This is a genomic window from Psychromonas sp. L1A2 (genome assembly GCF_009828855.1).
In the GTDB taxonomy this organism is placed as follows: domain Bacteria; phylum Pseudomonadota; class Gammaproteobacteria; order Enterobacterales; family Psychromonadaceae; genus Psychromonas.
Map to the genome: position 1 here is coordinate 401,507 of NZ_WUAG01000001.1, position 16,915 is coordinate 418,421.

17 protein-coding genes are annotated in these 16,915 nt (G+C 36.6%); all 17 read left to right on the forward strand.

Translation table 11 applies throughout. The annotated features are described in order from the left end of the window. Position 1: 1 nt before the first annotated feature. The 17 genes from fliJ (at position 2) to GQR59_RS01755 (ending at position 16,905) form a co-directional block, all read left to right on the forward strand. The gene (gene fliJ / locus GQR59_RS01675) at positions 2-457 is read left to right on the forward strand and encodes a flagellar export protein FliJ (protein WP_160060423.1); all 456 of its coding nucleotides are present in this window, start codon (positions 2-4) and stop codon (positions 455-457) included. Between the two features lie 199 nt (positions 458-656). Further along, positions 657-2,183, forward strand: coding sequence for a flagellar hook-length control protein FliK (locus GQR59_RS01680; RefSeq protein WP_160060424.1), 1,527 nt, complete (start codon positions 657-659; stop codon positions 2,181-2,183). A 107-nt stretch (positions 2,184-2,290) separates the two neighbouring features. Beyond that, entirely contained in the window at positions 2,291-2,815 is a 525-nt protein-coding gene (locus GQR59_RS01685) for a flagellar basal body-associated FliL family protein (protein ID WP_160060425.1), read from the forward strand. 16 nt (positions 2,816-2,831) lie between these two features. Then, positions 2,832-3,854 carry a flagellar motor switch protein FliM gene (gene fliM / locus GQR59_RS01690; protein WP_160060426.1) on the forward strand — a complete coding sequence of 341 codons (1,023 nt, stop codon included), beginning with the start codon at positions 2,832-2,834 and terminating at the stop codon, positions 3,852-3,854. A 79-nt stretch (positions 3,855-3,933) separates the two neighbouring features. Then, positions 3,934-4,326 carry a flagellar motor switch protein FliN gene (gene fliN, locus GQR59_RS01695; protein WP_160060427.1) on the forward strand — a complete coding sequence of 131 codons (393 nt, stop codon included), beginning with the start codon at positions 3,934-3,936 and terminating at the stop codon, positions 4,324-4,326. After that, entirely contained in the window at positions 4,323-4,757 is a 435-nt protein-coding gene (gene fliO / locus GQR59_RS01700) for a flagellar biosynthetic protein FliO (protein ID WP_160060428.1), read from the forward strand. The genes fliN and fliO overlap by 4 nt, the downstream gene beginning before the upstream one ends. Continuing rightward, positions 4,757-5,500, forward strand: a complete 744-nt coding sequence (fliP, locus tag GQR59_RS01705; protein ID WP_201288052.1) for a flagellar type III secretion system pore protein FliP — start codon at positions 4,757-4,759, stop codon at positions 5,498-5,500. Before fliO ends, fliP begins: the two co-directional genes overlap by 1 nt. A gap of 8 nt (positions 5,501-5,508) precedes the next feature. Further along, positions 5,509-5,778 (forward strand): flagellar biosynthesis protein FliQ, encoded by a 270-nt coding sequence (gene fliQ, locus GQR59_RS01710; protein ID WP_160060430.1) that lies wholly within the window; start codon positions 5,509-5,511, stop codon positions 5,776-5,778. Beyond that, a complete protein-coding gene (gene fliR, locus GQR59_RS01715; RefSeq protein WP_201287997.1) occupies positions 5,778-6,569 on the forward strand; it encodes a flagellar biosynthetic protein FliR in 792 nt (263 codons plus the stop codon). Before fliQ ends, fliR begins: the two co-directional genes overlap by 1 nt. A 41-nt stretch (positions 6,570-6,610) precedes the next feature. Continuing rightward, a complete protein-coding gene (gene flhB, locus GQR59_RS01720) occupies positions 6,611-7,750 on the forward strand; it encodes a flagellar biosynthesis protein FlhB (RefSeq protein WP_160060432.1) in 1,140 nt (379 codons plus the stop codon). A gap of 277 nt (positions 7,751-8,027) precedes the next feature. Continuing rightward, complete coding sequence (gene flhA, locus GQR59_RS01725) at positions 8,028-10,124, forward strand: flagellar biosynthesis protein FlhA (protein ID WP_160062324.1); 2,097 nt, start codon at positions 8,028-8,030, stop codon at positions 10,122-10,124. A 12-nt stretch (positions 10,125-10,136) separates the two neighbouring features. Further along, positions 10,137-11,591, forward strand: coding sequence for a flagellar biosynthesis protein FlhF (gene flhF, locus GQR59_RS01730; protein WP_160060433.1), 1,455 nt, complete (start codon positions 10,137-10,139; stop codon positions 11,589-11,591). Positions 11,592-11,650: 59 nt separating this feature from the next. Then, complete coding sequence (locus GQR59_RS01735; protein ID WP_160060434.1) at positions 11,651-12,523, forward strand: MinD/ParA family protein; 873 nt, start codon at positions 11,651-11,653, stop codon at positions 12,521-12,523. Between the two features lie 27 nt (positions 12,524-12,550). Then, positions 12,551-13,261 carry an RNA polymerase sigma factor FliA gene (locus tag GQR59_RS01740; RefSeq protein ID WP_160060435.1) on the forward strand — a complete coding sequence of 237 codons (711 nt, stop codon included), beginning with the start codon at positions 12,551-12,553 and terminating at the stop codon, positions 13,259-13,261. Between the two features lie 146 nt (positions 13,262-13,407). Next, positions 13,408-13,791, forward strand: a complete 384-nt coding sequence (gene cheY, locus GQR59_RS01745; protein ID WP_160060436.1) for a chemotaxis response regulator CheY — start codon at positions 13,408-13,410, stop codon at positions 13,789-13,791. A gap of 15 nt (positions 13,792-13,806) precedes the next feature. Next, on the forward strand, positions 13,807-14,568 hold the full coding sequence (locus tag GQR59_RS01750) for a protein phosphatase CheZ (protein WP_160060437.1): 762 nt from the start codon (positions 13,807-13,809) through the stop codon (positions 14,566-14,568). Between the two features lie 12 nt (positions 14,569-14,580). Further along, positions 14,581-16,905 carry a chemotaxis protein CheA gene (locus GQR59_RS01755; RefSeq protein ID WP_160060438.1) on the forward strand — a complete coding sequence of 775 codons (2,325 nt, stop codon included), beginning with the start codon at positions 14,581-14,583 and terminating at the stop codon, positions 16,903-16,905. The last annotated feature ends 10 nt before the right edge of the window (positions 16,906-16,915 follow it).

Here is a 16,915-nt window from a genome sequence, read left to right on the forward strand (position 1 = left end):
CATGGCCGTTAATGCATTACAGCTTGTTTATGAGCAAAGAGAAAAACAGGTTGAACAAGCTTTGCATACTTATCAGCAAGCTCAAAAAGAATTGTTCGATCAGCGTAATCAATTACAAAATTTACATCAATATCGCCGTCAATATATTGCCCAATTAAGTGAAAAAGGGTCCCAAGGGTTAACTATTTCTACATTAAGTAAATACCAACAATTTATTGTACAAATAGATCAAGGCTTATCCAATCAACAATCTGCTTTAGTTAAATTTGAGTATGCTGTACGCAATACAAAACGTAAATGGACAGATAGCCAAATAGCCCATAAAGCGATGGGGTTATTATTAGAAAAAAAGGCAAACGAAAAAATTAAATTAGCAGATAGAAAAGAACAACAATTATTAGATGAATTTTCCACTTTCCAGTTTTTTAGAAAAAAGCAAACAGAACAAAATTTTTAATTGATTTTTTGGACTATAAATTGCTTATTTAAAGTGATTCATTGAGTCTTATAAAAGCGGCAATAACTTACATCTCAAATGTAGTTATATATTAAGTCTTATCAGTTACTCAATAATAGGCTTATGAGCATTTTACTTACTTAATCTTGTTACGTAATCAATATGATTAAGTAAACATAAAAATGAGAGAGAATATTTTATGGTTCAGTCCTTGTTACTAAATAATTCAACAAGCTTGAAAAATAGCGAATTGAAAACACACAAAGATAACGACACTGTGAAGAAAAGTGAGGGTGAAATAAAGCCAAATGAGCTTACGGATAAACAACAGAACTTTTCTGAAGTATTAAAAGAAAGTATTGAAAAAGAAAGTAAGACTAAAATTTCAGCGCTAGAAGAAACATCAATTAAACAAACCAAAAGTCTTATAATGAGCACTGAAGAAAGCATTGCTAGTGAAAGTATTGAAAATGAATTAAATGATCTTTTACTTGTAAATAAACCTGTAGAGGAAGCGCAAAGTGATGACTCACAGGCATTATTAAGTGAAAATCAGGAAAAGTTATCGAAGGAAAGCTTACAACAGCCATTAATTGAACAAGTAGCATATTCGGACAATAATATTAGTTCAAATATAGAAGCTCAACAGCTCGCTCATGAGCAGGAAATAAATGAGATTGATAATACAACCACTAGTGAAGATTATTTGCTAGAAACAGCTGGTTTTGACGTTGAAAATAGCGATATTAATATCCAAAAAAACCAAGGTTCAAGCTTACAACAAGAGCAATTATTATCAAGTATTCAAGCTGCACAACAAGTTAATACGAATGTAAAAAATACCAGTGATAACGCAGAAGAGAATGACGCTATAAACGCTAAAGCTACAGTAACGGAACAATTTGTTAAGAATAATGAAACAAATAAAGTTAACTCGTTGGCTTTAGCAGACAAAGCAGAGCAAGTATTAACAGATAAAGCTAACCAAAGTAATTCAATTGAAAAGAATAATATTTTGGAAAACGATAATACGAACAATAATGCTGACGATATAAGTGACGACCTTAAGTTGTTAACTGCAAATGAAAACGATAATAACGTGACACAAATGTTGAAGCCTGAAAAAAGTGAAGGGTTACCTAACACCTTAAAAGTCGATACTTCTATTTCTCAAGCTGTAGTTGATGTTAATGGTGCAAAACCGATTCAAACGAACTTTATGCAAACAGATAAATTAGTTGCTGTTAATCAACAAGCACAAGCAAATAATAACTTATTAGATCAACCCTTAGATATCCAATCAAAACAGGCAGCATCAGCAATGGGTGAACGAGTCATGATGATGATTTCACAGGGTAAGCAAGAGGTTCAAATTCGCTTAGACCCGGCTGAATTAGGCTCTATGTTTGTTAAAGTACAAATTCAACAAGATCAAGTACAACTTAATATTCAAACTCAAGCGGCAATGAGTAAAGACATTATTGAACAAAATATGCCTCGTTTACGTGAACAACTAGCTCAACAGGGGATTCAACTTGGCGAAGCAAATGTAGAGCAACAATCTCAGCAATCCCCGCAACAAAATCAACAAAATAGTAACGGTCAAATAAATACTATGTCAGGGCTCGGTCCTAATAATTTAGAGGCCGTTGAAGACAACCAAACTGCAATGTGGATGCCTTCACAAATAGCTTCTAAAGATCAAGGAATTGATTATTATGCGTAAATTTTTAATAGTTACTGGCTAACAGCAAAATAACAATTAAAATCAGTGTATTATTCAAATAAATACGCCGCGAGTTAATCATAAAGTAATGAAGGAGGTAAATTTAAATGCCTGAAGAAAATGAATCATTAGATGGAACCAATCCCAAACCAGCGGGTAAAAAGAAGTTGATTATTATAATTGTGGCTGCAGTACTTATTCTTTCCATTATTGGTGCGGCTGTTTTCTTTATTTTTTTTAGTGGTGACGATGCAAGTGCAGATGAAAATGCAATGCAAACAAATGAAGAGGTTGTGGCAGATGCTCCGACTATGTCAGCGAACTACGTTCCTATGCCAAGACCTTTAGTTTTTAATGTGTTAGAAGGTAATCGTGATAGAACTGCTCAAATTAAAGTGCAGTTAATGGTCATTGATAAAAGTAGTGAAGCCTTAGTTCGAAAACATATTCCTTTATTAGAAAGTACGCTCGTTAGCGTTTTTGGAGAGGCTTCTGCTGAACAATTACGTAGTCCACAGGGTAAAAATGAATTACGAGAAACGGCACTTGAAGCACTTAATAAAGCAACCACTATGGTTGAAAAGCGTGCACTTATCCATACGGTATTATTCACCGGCTTTGTATTACAGTAATCGATAAGGGTTAAGCATGGATTTATTATCTCAAGATGAAATTGACGCGCTATTGCATGGTGTTGACGACGTTGATGAGGAGATGATTGAAAATAATGAAATGAGTTCGGGCGATTCTCATGCGCATTTCGATTTTTCATCACAAGACCGTATCGTACGTGGACGTATGCCAACTTTAGAGTTGGTGAATGAACGTTTCGCTCGTCATTTACGGATTAGTTTATTTAATATGTTACGTCATACTGCTGAGGTTTCGATCAATGGCGTTCAAATGCTTAAATTTGGAGAGTACGTCCATACTTTATTTGTTCCCACTAGTCTTAACATGGTACGTTTTCGCCCATTAAAAGGCACTGCGTTGATTACTATGGAAGCTCGCTTAGTTTTCATTCTTGTTGAGAATTTCTTTGGCGGCGATGGCCGTTATCACTCTAAAATAGAAGGTAGAGAATTCACGCCTACAGAGCGCCGTATTATTCAAATGTTATTAAAAATAGTCTTTGAAGATTACCATAATGCTTGGGCTCCAGTAATGGATGCTGAATTTGAGTATTTAGATTCTGAAGTAAATCCTGCAATGGCTAACATTGTCAGTCCAACAGAAGTTATTGTAGTTAATTCTTTTCATATTGAACTTGATGGTGGTGGTGGTGATTTTCATATCGCAATGCCATATTCAATGCTAGAACCTATTCGAGAGTTATTAGATGCAGGCGTTCAAAGCGATAAAGAGGATACAGATCAGCGTTGGTCTCAAGCGCTTGAAGACGAAATTATGGATGTTGAAGTTGAAATTGAAGCTCGCTTAGTTGAAAAAGAAATCAAGCTACGAGATATGATGGACTTTAAAGCGGGTGATATCATCCCTATTGATCTACCTGATAGCTTATTAGTTTCTGTAGAGGGGTTACCTTCGTTTAGAGCAACACTAGGTAAAATCAGTGATAACTATGCATTAAAAATAACTGAAAAAATTAAACGTCCTGAAATGCAAAAAACACAAATTCATTTAGAAGATTTAAAAGAAACAACCAAGTAGTTACTATTATTAAATGATTAGTTATTCAAATGACTCGTTATCTAAATTATTAGTTTCCCAAATAGATAGGAATTAAAGTATGAGCACAGAACAAGATATGGCGGATGATTGGGCCGCAGCATTAGAAGAATCAGGAGATGCAGATTCAAGTGCTAAAACAATTGATCTTGATGAGTTAAAAGATACTGCAAAACCAATGAGTGAAGAAGAGTTATCTCGTTTAGACAGCATCTTAGATATCCCTGTTACCATTTCCATGGAAGTGGGGCGTAGTAAAATTAATATTCGTAACTTATTACAGCTTAACCAAGGCTCAGTTGTTGAATTAGAGCGAATTGCTGGCGAGCCTTTAGATGTATTAGTTAATGGTACGTTGATTGCTCACGGTGAAGTCGTGGTTGTAAATGATAAATTTGGTATTCGTTTAACTGATGTTATTAGTCAAACTGAACGTATTAAAAAATTAAAATGAGTCAAATAATAGCTAAGTTAATTAAGCTGCTGTTTATCAGCACATTAAGCCTACCTGTGATGGCGCTAGAAGAAACCAGCAAACGGCCTGAGCTAGAAATCGGTACCATGCTTGGTTCTCTAATATTGGTACTTGCTTGTATTTTCTTATTTGCATTTTTAATGAAAAAAAGTAATTTATTGCGTCATGGTGGCCATAAAAATCCAATAAAGATCATTGCAACGCAGCCACTAACTAATAAAAGTAGAGTTCAAATTATTGAAGTACATGGTAAACAGTATTTATTAGGCGTAAGTGATCAGTCGGTTAATTTACTCGATCAATTAGAAACGCCTATCATAGATAATGAATCTGCCATGGAAGTTCAAAGTACACCGTCATTCACAGCTGCTTTTGCTAGTGTATTATCGAAAGCAGGGAAGAAAAAATGATGAATAAACTGCTCCTTTTATTATGTACAGGCTTATTCCTTTTTGCCTCTAATGCGATTGCAGAACCTAGCGCTTTATCAGCAGTTACTGTTACAACCAGTGCTTCTGGTGATCAAGAATACAGTGTGACGTTGCAAGTACTTGCGTTTATGACTGCGCTGAGTTTCTTGCCTGCGATGTTGATTTTAATGACCTCTTTCACGCGTATTGTGATTGTTATGTCAATTTTACGACAAGCGCTTGGCCTACAAAGTTCTCCTTCAAATCAAGTGATTAATGGTATCGCTTTATTTCTTACTTTTTTTATTATGGCACCCGTATTTGACCGTGTTAATGAAACTGCATTACAGCCGTATTTGAATGAAGAAATGACCATCGTTCAAGCACTTGAGCAGGGCAAAAAGCCGATGATGAAATTTATGTTGTCGCAAACACGTTTAAAAGACTTAGAAACCTTCATGGAAATTGCTGATATCCAAGTGGATACGCCTGAAGAAGTGCCTATTACCGTGTTAATACCTGCTTTTGTCACGAGTGAGTTAAAAACTGCTTTTCAAATTGGTTTCATGCTATTTATCCCTTTCCTTATTATTGATTTAGTTGTCGCAAGTATTTTAATGGCGATGGGTATGATGATGTTATCGCCAATGATTATTTCATTACCCTTTAAACTCATGTTATTTGTGTTAGTCGATGGCTGGAATTTAGTAATGGGCAGTTTAGCTAATAGTTTCGGGTTATAAGGGGGCTTATGGAACCGGAAGTTTTTGTAAATATTTTTAGACAAGCTTTATGGCTAGTGATGATTCTAGTATCAGCGGTTATTATTCCTAGTTTATTAATTGGGCTAGTCGTGGCTGTATTTCAAGCGGCCACTTCTATTAATGAACAAACATTGAGTTTTTTACCGCGTTTAATCATGACTTTATTTGCATTAGCTTTCGGAGCCCATTGGGGATTTGGTAAGTTAATGGAATTTTTTATAGCCATGATTAATCAAATCCCACAAGTGGTGGGGTGATGTTTTTTTCGGCTGATCTTATATTAGATTTTATTGCCAGTTATTTATGGGCATTCAGCCGTATTGCCGCGATGTTAATGGTTATGGTCGCGGTTGGTTCCAATACGGTACCTACTCGCATCCGTTTATTTTATGCGTTAAGTGTCACCCTTCTTGCTTTACCTTCGTTACCGCCAGCCCCTGATAATATAGAGCTGTTTTCACTCGGAAGCTTCATCGTAGTGATGCAACAAATATTAATTGGTGTCGCGATTGGTACTATTTCAGTTTTTGTGGTGCAAACATTTGTAATCGCAGGTCAAATCATTGCAATGCAAACCAGTTTAGGCTTTGCTTCTATGGCTGACCCTATGAGTGGTCAAACATCACCTGTTGTAGGGCAATTTTATGTATTGTTAGTGACTTTATTGTTTTTAGGTGTGGATGGGCATCTATTAATGATAGAAATGATTATTAATAGTTTTGAAACGTTACCGATTTCTGAAAGTGGTTTGCTCGCTTTAGACTATTATAAAGTGGCTGGTTGGTTTTCGATTATGTTTCATGCTGCTTTGGCATTTTCTATCGCCTCAATGGTTGCTATGTTATTGGTTAATTTATCTTTTGGAATCATGACCAAAGCAGCTCCTCAGTTGAATATTTTCAGCTTAGGTTTTTCAATTAGTATGGTATTTGGTTTATTTGTTCTATGGATTACGTTATTAAATGTACCATTTCATTTTGAAAACCAATGGATTAAAGGGATTACGACTATGTGTGAAGTACTCAATAACCCTTGTGTAAAACCATAATAGCAATGGTTTCTGCTAACGCGACATTAAAAGGTTAATCGATGGCTGAAAATGAAAACGGTAGTGAAAAGACTGAGGAAGCCACACCCGACAAACTACGTAAATCCAAAGATAAAGGGCAGGTTGCAAGATCTAAAGAATTAGCAACAGCTTCTGTTTTAATTGCAGCTGCACTTTCTATTTTTATATTTGGTGATAGGTTAGCTTACGAATTATCTATCATGATGAAGCGTGCCTTTACTTTTGAGCGTGCTGATATATTTTCCCCAGAACAGATGTGGCACGCCTTAGTGGAGGGCTTTAGTGGGTTAGGCATGCCAATGTTCTTCATTCTATTGATGTTGTTTATTATTTCAATATTAGGAAGTTCATTATTAGGAGGCATGATTTTTAGTACTAAAGCAATGATGCCTAAGTTCAGTCGCATGAGCCCTAAAGCCGGTTTTAAGCGAATGTTTGGGATGCAAGCCTGGGTTGAGTTATTAAAGTCTATTTTAAAAGTTGCAGTGGTTATTTGTGGTGCTTGGGCTATTTTAGCGGCAACTTTTGAACACATATTACATTTATCTGTTAGTCAATTGCCAGGGAGTGCGTTTGAAGCATTAGATATGTTGAGATGGATGTTTCTTTTATTGTGTTTATCATTATTAATTATTGTGGCCGTGGATGTGCCTTACCAGATCTATAAGCATAGTGATGAATTGAAAATGACAAAACAAGAAGTTAAAGATGAATATCGTAACTCTGAAGGGAAACCCGAAGTTAAACAGCGTATCCGTCAATTACAATATGAGATGTCACAACGAACTATGATGCAGGATGTTCCAGATGCTGATGTTATTGTGACAAACCCAACTCATTATTCCGTTGCATTAAAATATGATAAAGAAGGCGATAGACCGCCATATGTTGTTGCTAAAGGTGTCGATTTTATGGCGCTTAAAATTCGTGAAGTTGGCCGTGAGAATGAAATCCCAGTGATGCAGTCACCACAACTGTGTCGTGCGGTTTATCACTCTACTGAAATAGGCGAAGATGTTCCTGAAGAACTATTTATCGCAATTGCAAAAATATTAGCTTATATCTATCAATTAGAACAATTTAGGAAAGGTAAGTCAGGGCGGCCTAAAGCCTTACCAACAGAGATTCCTGTCCCTGAAGGGTTTATTTATCCTAACTAAGGCATTTTCATTTACTGTGTAGTATTGTTGATGTTTAAGCACTAAAATATAAGTAGTAAATTCAACTAATATGTTTGATTAATAAGGATTAATTGAATAAGTATCAAAAGTATTAACGGATAAGTTTATTTTTTACTATTATTTAGCTTTTATTACTTTGTGGTTAGTAATTGATTGCAATTATCTTTATATTAATAAGTTAAACTAATTAGATATGGATTAGAAAAATATAATTATCGCTAAATAAACGTTATCACATTCATTTTTAGGTGGCTCTATCAACAGTATTTTAACATCGCTATGGTCTAAACGCTCCGTTGTACTCGGTGGTTTAGGCACGCCAATTATAGTGTTAGCTGCATTAGGTATGGTTATTTTGCCTATGCCGACCCTGCTATTGGATATTTTATTCACATTTAATATTGCACTTGCATTAGTTGTGTTACTTGTCTCTATTTATACTAAACGCCCATTAGACTTTGCTGCTTTCCCTACCGTACTTTTAATTGCCACATTATTACGCCTTGCTTTAAACGTAGCATCAACTCGAGTGGTTCTATTGGAAGGCCATGAGGGTGGTGATGCTGCTGGTAACGTTATCGAAGCATTTGGTTCGGTTGTGATTGGTGGTAACTTAGCCGTTGGTTTAATTGTATTTATCATCTTAATGATTATTAACTTTGTGGTTATCACAAAAGGTGCTGGACGTATTTCAGAAGTGAGTGCGCGTTTTACCTTGGATGCAATGCCAGGTAAACAAATGGCGATTGATGCCGATTTGAATGCAGGTTTAATTAATCAAGAAGAAGCCCGTTTACGTCGACAAGAAGTGACCATGGAAGCCGACTTTTACGGGTCAATGGACGGTGCGAGTAAATTTGTTAAAGGTGATGCGATTGCTGGAATCATGATCCTATTCATTAATATCATTGGTGGTTTTGTTATTGGTATGGTGCAATACGATTTACCTTTTTCACAGGCGGCTGAAATTTATACCTTATTAACGATTGGTGATGGCTTAGTTGCACAAATTCCTTCGTTATTATTGTCTATTGCTGCTGCAATCACTGTGACGCGTGAAAATACCTCAGCAGACATGGGTAGTCGCATGCTTGGACAAATGTTTGATGACCCTAAAGCATTAATGATCACTGCAGGTATTTTATTAGTCATGGGTATTGTTCCTGGCATGCCACATCTTGCCTTTTTAACGTTAGGTGGGATCGCTGCTGGTGGTGCTTATTGGCAGTTACATCGCTTAAAAAATAAAGAAGAAACGGCATTAGCGATTAAAGAAAATGGCGGTATTACAAATGACGGCCCTGCTGAAGTCAAAGAATTAGGTTGGGATGATGTTCGTAGTGTTGACACTATTGGCTTAGAAGTGGGATATCGATTAATTCCGCTAGTGGATAAAGCGCAGGGTGGGCAGTTATTAGATCGTATTAAAGGAGTACGTAAAAAGCTCTCTCAACAAATGGGTTTTTTAATTCCGCCTGTTCATATTCGTGATAATTTGGATCTGGCTCCGAATAATTATTCTATCTCTTTAATGGGGGTTACCTGCGGTCACGCTGATATCTATCATGATAAAGACATGGCGATCAATCCAGGACAAGTTTTTGGTCCTATTGATGGCGTTACGGGTATCGATCCTGCATTTGGATTAGAAGCCGTATGGATCGAAGAAGCTCAACGAGAGCAAGCGCAAGCATTAGGTTACACCGTTGTTGATACTGCAACAGTGGTTGCAACACACCTCAGTCAAATACTCAGTAATCATGCTGCACAGTTATTAGGGCATGAAGAAGCTCAAAATCTATTAGACATGTTGGCTAAAAAACATCCAAAATTGGTCGAAGGTTTAATTCCCGAAATCTTGTCGTTAAGCACCGTAGTGAAAGTACTGCAAAGCCTATTAAATGAAAATGTTGCGATTAGAGATATTCGTTCAATTGTCCAAACACTAGTCGATTACGGTCCACGTAGTCAAGATGCCGAAGTTTTGACGGCAGCATGCCGAATTTCATTAAAACGTATGATTGTTCAAGAAATTATTGGTAATGAGCCTGAGATACCTGTTATTACGCTATCTTCAGAGTTGGAGCAGATATTGCATAAGTCTATACAGGCTGGTGGAGCAGATGGAGCAGGTATCGAACCTGGGTTAGCTGAGCGTATTCAGAACTCATTGATTGAAGCATCACAACAACAAGAGTTGCTAGGTCAGCCAGCAGTATTATTAACATCAGGTGTATTACGCGGTACCTTAGCTCGATTTGTTAAAAATACAATACCGAGTTTACACATACTGTCTTATCAAGAAATACCAGATGATAAACAGATTAAAATAATTAGCTCAATTGGGCAATAACGGTTGTAATGAATGAAAATTAAGCGATTTTTTGCAAAAGACATGCGTACAGCAATGGTTGAAGTTAAAGAGGTGTTAGGCCCAGATGCTGTAATCATGTCTAATAAAAAAGTAGTGGGTGGCATTGAGATTGTGGCGGCAGTTGATTATCAATCAAAACCAACGACTGAACCAAAATCAGATAAATCTGATGCACTGTCTCAGCTTAAGGAAGACAGTGTGCAGTTGTCTTCAAAAAGTACTGAAAAAACACCAAAAATAAAATTGCCTAATAGTATTCGCAGTAATCGTAAAGAAAGTGGTGAAGATTTCGCTAAATCATTGAATTCATTTTTTGGTAAAGTTAATGCTCACCAAAATAAAAAACCTACTTTAAAAAAACGTGAAGAATTGCCTGCTTTTTCATTTCAAGAGCAAGCTGAAAAGGGGCCAAAACCTTTTGCATCTTCACAACCTGCGACATTAGCTGAGCAGCAAAGCTGGAATAATGGTCCAGATCGTCGTACTTCAACATTAAAAAGTGCTTCACAAGCAAATCGTAATAGCGAAAATAAAGATATTGCTAAAATCAGTGAGGAAGTGGCCTCTTTACGTAAATTATTAGAGCATCAAGTTTCAGGCTTAATGTGGCAAGAAATGGAACGTAAAGAACCGGTTCGAGCAATGATTATTAAATGGCTAAACAGTGCTGGGTTTTCAGATGAAATTGCCGATAACTTAGCAAGTTATGTTCCTGAAGATGCCTCATCAAGTGAGGTGCAACATTACATACAAGCTTTATTACAAGATAAAATATCCATTGGTAATAATGAAATCCTACTAAAAGGTGGAGCAATAGCATTATTAGGGCCAACCGGAGTAGGCAAAACAACCACAATTGCTAAATTGGCTGCACAATTTGCTATTAAATATGGTCCCGAGCAAGTTGCTTTAATTACTACTGATACTTACCGCATAGGCGCGCATGAGCAATTAGCAACTTATGGAAAAATAATGGGTTGTGCTGTACGAGTTGCTAAGGATGCTGACGAATTATCACAAATCCTATATCAGTTCAGAGAAAAGCGATTAGTCTTAATTGATACCGCTGGTATGGGACAACGAGATGTTCGTCTTTCTGAGCAGTTAGAAACATTGATGAGCAGTAGTGGTGTCAATATTAGAAGTTATTTAGTTGTTCCTTCTACTGCGCAACGTAGAGTGGTTGAAGAAGCATTGCAGCATTTTAAACGTATTCGGTTATCGGGTTGTATTTTAACTAAAATCGATGAAAGCATTGGTTTAGGCGAAGTATTAAGTGTCACCATGAAACATGCATTGCCGATTAGTTATATTACGACAGGGCAACGTGTACCTGAAGATATTGAAATTGCTAAAGTAGAAAATTTAATCAGTAGTACTTTAGCAATGATGGACAGCCAAGAACAAGAAGATAAACATCAATGGTATAGCAGTACTGACGATTAATATCGATGTTATAGTACATACTATATTAGTTTAATTAATTCAAAAAATGAGTAAGTAAGATGATGGCAGATCAAGCAAGTGGTTTAAGAAAAATGACCAATCACCAAGTCAAAGTGATCGCAGTCACTGGCGGTAAAGGCGGTGTTGGTAAAACTAATGTTACCCTTAATATGGCTGTCTCGCTTGCTAAAATGGGTAAACGAGTGATGGTGCTTGATGCTGATTTAGGGCTTGCTAATGTAGATGTGTTATTAGGTATTCGTGTTATTAAAAATTTATCACATGTTTTATCTGGTGAGTGTACTTTGGATGAGGTTATCGTTCATGGTCCAGAGGGCGTTATGATCATTCCTGCCACATCAGGTACTCAATCAATGGTTGAATTAACCGACGTTGAGCATGCAGGTTTAATTCAAGCTTTTAGCTCATTACAAACTCCCATTGATATTTTATTAATTGATACCGCTGCTGGTATTTCAAATATGGTAGTCAGCTTCGCTCAAGCGGCACAGGACGTATTAATGGTGGTGTGTGATGAGCCTACATCAATTACTGATGCTTATGCCTTAATTAAAATACTTAGTAAACAAAATGGCGTTTATCGCTTTAAAATTGTCGCCAATATGGTGCGTAGTTTACGTGAAGGACAAGATCTATTTACAAAGTTAACACGTGTGACGGATCGTTTTTTAGACGTTTCTTTAGAGCTTGTCGCGTGTATTCCTTTTGATGGTAATGTTCGCCAAGCAGTGAGAAAACAAAAAACAGTAGTCGATGCGTTCCCAAAAACACCAGCCTCACTTGCCTTTAAAGCATTAGCTAACCGTGCTTGTGATTGGCCTATTCCACATCAACCTGGTGGCCATCTAGAGTTCTTTATTGAAAAGCTATTACTCAATGATAATGACGAAAGTATTAAAGAGCTTTTATAAGTGTTGATAAAGCGGGGAACTCTATAAGTGATTAAAGCGCAGGGATATCAAACTGATACATCAGAGCTGATAACACGGCACTTAGAACTAGTACATAAAATAGCTTATCATTTGATGGCTAGGTTACCTGCTAGTGTATTAGCAGATGATTTAGTGCAATCTGGCATGATTGGTTTATTAGAAGCGGCTCGTAATTTTGATGCTTCTAAAGGCGCTAGCTTTGAAACGTTTGCAGGTATTCGCATACGTGGTGCAATGTTAGATGAAATGCGCAAAGGTGATTGGGTTCCACGTTCGGTACATAAAAATAGTAGAACGATTGCTAGTGCAATTGATGCAGTCGAAAAACAAAGTGGAGAGGATGCAAAGGAGATTGATATTGCTAATTATCTTCAAATTTCACTTACTGAATATCAAAAAATGCTTCAAGACGTTAATTGCGGGAAACTTATCGCCTATGAAGACCTACCAAATCCAGATGATATGTTCGCGCAATCAAGTAAAACATTTGATAGTACTTTTGATGATGTTGCAGATAATCAGTTTACTCAGCAATTAGCACAATTAATTGAACAATTACCACAACGAGAAGCTTTAGTTTTATCACTTTATTACGACGAAGAGATGAATTTAAAGGAGATTGGTCTAATTTTAGAGGTGAGTGAATCACGTGTTAGTCAAATTCTTAGCCAAGCTATACATAGACTGAAATCTAAAATTAATTCTGATAGAATATAACCAATAAGGGGTAATTGTTTGTGGTGACTCACAATATTGCTAATAATCTATAAAATAACGTAAAAGAATAATGTCTTTTTTGCAGTTTTTACCTATATATAACAGAGATATAAAATAGGCCGACTTTTTTGCCTTAAGGGAATGTTTTGAATAAAAATATGAAAATATTAATTGTTGATGATTTCTCAACAATGAGAAGAATAATTAAGAACTTATTAAGGGATTTAGGCTTCACTAATACATTTGAAGCTGATGATGGCCATACTGCTTTGCCACTATTAAAAAATGGCGACTTCGAATTTGTGGTCACTGACTGGAATATGCCGATAATGGAAGGGATTGATCTATTAAAAGAGATACGAAAAGATCCTAAATTAAAGCATTTGCCAGTATTAATGGTAACAGCTGAAGCAAAACGAGAGCAGATCATTGAAGCTGCTCAAGCTGGAGTTAACGGTTATATTATTAAGCCTTTTACCGCCGGTACATTGAAAGAAAAATTAGACAAAATATTTGAGCGTTTAGCTTAATTTAAGGAGTACAGTATGGCTGATCAAGTTATGCCACACCTCTCACTTTCTCAAGCTAAAGCGCTAGTGGCTCATTTAGAAGCCGAGCAAATTAATGAAGCTAATAAGATTGTAGAGAGCGTTGATTTTTCTGTATCAAAGGAACATCTTCTCTTTGGCCAAGTCGGTGAATTAACACGTGAATTGCATGAGGCTTTATTAAGCTTTAATAATGATACACGTTTGATGGATCTCGCTGGTCATGATTTACCCGATGCTAAAAATCGCTTAAATTATGTTATTGAAATGACAGACAAAGCTGCTAACACAACAATGGATGCTGTTGACCATTGCCTGCCTATTGCCGATAAATTAATCCATGATTTAGATAACGTAATGCCAAGCTGGGAAAGCTTGATGACGCGTAATTTAGACGTTGGTGAATTTAAAGTATTGTGCCATTCCATTGATGAGTTTTTAACTTACTCAAAAGGCAGTTCGGTGCAGTTACGCGACAAATTAACTGAAATACTCATGGCTCAAGAGTTTCAAGATTTAACTGGGCAAATTATTAATAGAGTTATTTCTTTAGTGCAAGAGATTGAATCTAAACTAGTTGTGATACTGACTGTGTGTAGTAAACAAACCGAATTAGATGCTTCTGTTGGGCTGCAAAAAGAGAAAAAAGAACCACAAAGTACTGTTGCAGAAGGACCGATTATAGACGCAGAGTCCCGTTTAGATGTCGTTAATGGACAAGATGAAGTGGATGATTTGCTTTCGAGCTTAGGATTTTAAAGGGAACCTGGAATGACATTTGAAATAGATGATGAAATCTTGCAGGACTTCTTAGTCGAAGCGGGAGAAATTTTAGAATTATTATCCGAACAACTTGTAGAGTTAGAGAATAATCCTAATGATTCCGAATTACTAAATGCAATTTTTAGAGGCTTTCATACCGTTAAAGGCGGTGGAGGTTTTTTATCCCTAAATGAACTTGTTGAAACGTGTCATGGTGCAGAAAATGTATTTGATGGATTGCGTCAAGGGGCTCGTCTCGTTGACTCTGAACTTATGGATACCATTTTAGCAACATTAGATATTATTAATGAACAATTTTCAGCAGTTCAAAATGGTGAGCAAGGTGTAAAAGCACCTGATCATATTTTAGATGCATTACATAGGTTGAGTAAACCTGCGGTTATAGATGAACCTGTTACCGAGCAACTTCCTGAACCTATCATTGAACAACCTCCAGAGCCTGTTGTTGAACCACAAGCTAAAACTATTGATGATATAGATGCATTTGAGTTTGATGCGTTATTAGATGAGCTACATGCAAATTCAGATTCTCCTGCCAAACTTTCAGCTACTGAAAACGCTTCTACGGAAACAGAAAGTGATGAAATCACTGAAGATGAATTTGAATCGTTATTAGATGATTTACATGGTGCAGGAAAACATTCTGTGCCAGTAATGGAAAAAGAGACAGTTGCAGATAATGCAATCGCTAGTGATGAAATTAGTGAAGATGAATTTGAATCGCTATTAGATGACTTACATGGTGCTGGAAAGCATTCTTTATCTCCTGTGGGCGCAACGGCTGCTAGCAATGAAGTTGCTAGTGATGAAATAACTGATGACGAATTTGAAAGTTTGTTGGATGATCTTCATGGTAAAGGCATGCATAAGAATGACCTTTCTGAAGATAAAAAACCTTCAGATGATATTACAGATGACGAATTTGAATCATTACTAGATGAATTACACGGCGTCGGAAAAGTTAGTGCAAAAGCTGCTACAGACAAAGTACCGAATTCAGTTTCCTCAGTTAGTACTGCAGAAGTGAAAAGTAATCAACCTACAAAAACTGCGTCGTCTCAAGCTGAGCCTGTTAAACAACATGCGAATCCAGTACAAAAGGCTGCTACGACTGCACCAGCAAAAACGACACCTAATAAAGTAAATCAAGCGGAGCAAAGTGTCAGAGTTGACACGAGTACGCTTGATGAAATTATGAACATGGTCGGAGAGTTAGTTTTAGTACGTAATCGTTTAGTCAGTTTAGAGTCAACTTCAGAAAATGAAGAAATTTCTCGTGCAGTTGCTAATTTAGCGATTGTAACAAGCGACTTGCAAGGCTCTGTTATGAAAACTCGCATGCAGCCTATTAAGAAAGTTTTTGGTAAGTTTCCTCGTGTAGTCAGGGATTTAGCTCGTCAGCTTGGTAAAGATATTCGTTTAGAATTGGTCGGTGAAGAAACAGATTTAGATAAAAACCTAGTGGAGGCCTTAGCTGACCCATTAGTGCATTTAGTCCGTAATTCGGTAGATCATGGTATTGAAATGCCTGATATTCGAATGCAAGCTGGGAAAGAAACACAAGGGCGTGTTTTATTATCTGCAGCTCAAGAGGGAGACCATATTTTGTTAGTCATTGAAGATGATGGCGCAGGTATGGATGCAGAAAAATTAAAACAGATAGCGATCAATAAAGGCATCTTAGATCAAGATGGTGCAGATCGCATGACTGATACTGAAGCCTACTCATTAATTTTCGCTCCTGGTTTCTCAACTAAAGTTGAAATTTCTGATATATCTGGTCGTGGCGTTGGTATGGATGTTGTTAAAACTAGTATTACTAAGCTAAATGGTACCATCTCAATCGATTCTGCGATTGGTAAAGGAACTCGATTAGAAATTAAAGTACCGTTAACGTTAGCTATTTTACCGACTTTAATGATAGTTGTTGCTAAGCAAACATTTGCATTACCACTAACCAATGTTAATGAGATATTCCATTTTGACTTAGCTAAAACCAATATTGTTAATGGACAATTAACGGTGGTTATTCGTGACCATGCTATCCCATTATTTTATCTACGGGAGTGGCTAGCACCTAAATCGCCTTTATCTGATAAAGGTAAGGGTAAAGGGCACGTTGTTATTGTTCAGCTTGGTATGCAACAAGTCGGCTTTGTTGTTGATGGTTTACTTGGCCAAGAAGAAGTTGTTATTAAAGCATTAGATAAATTACTTTCTGGTACACCTGGAATGGCAGGTGCGACTATCACAAGTGATGGTGGCATTGCTTTAATTTTAGATTTACCAAGCTTATTAAAACATTACGCATAAAGGAAAGTAG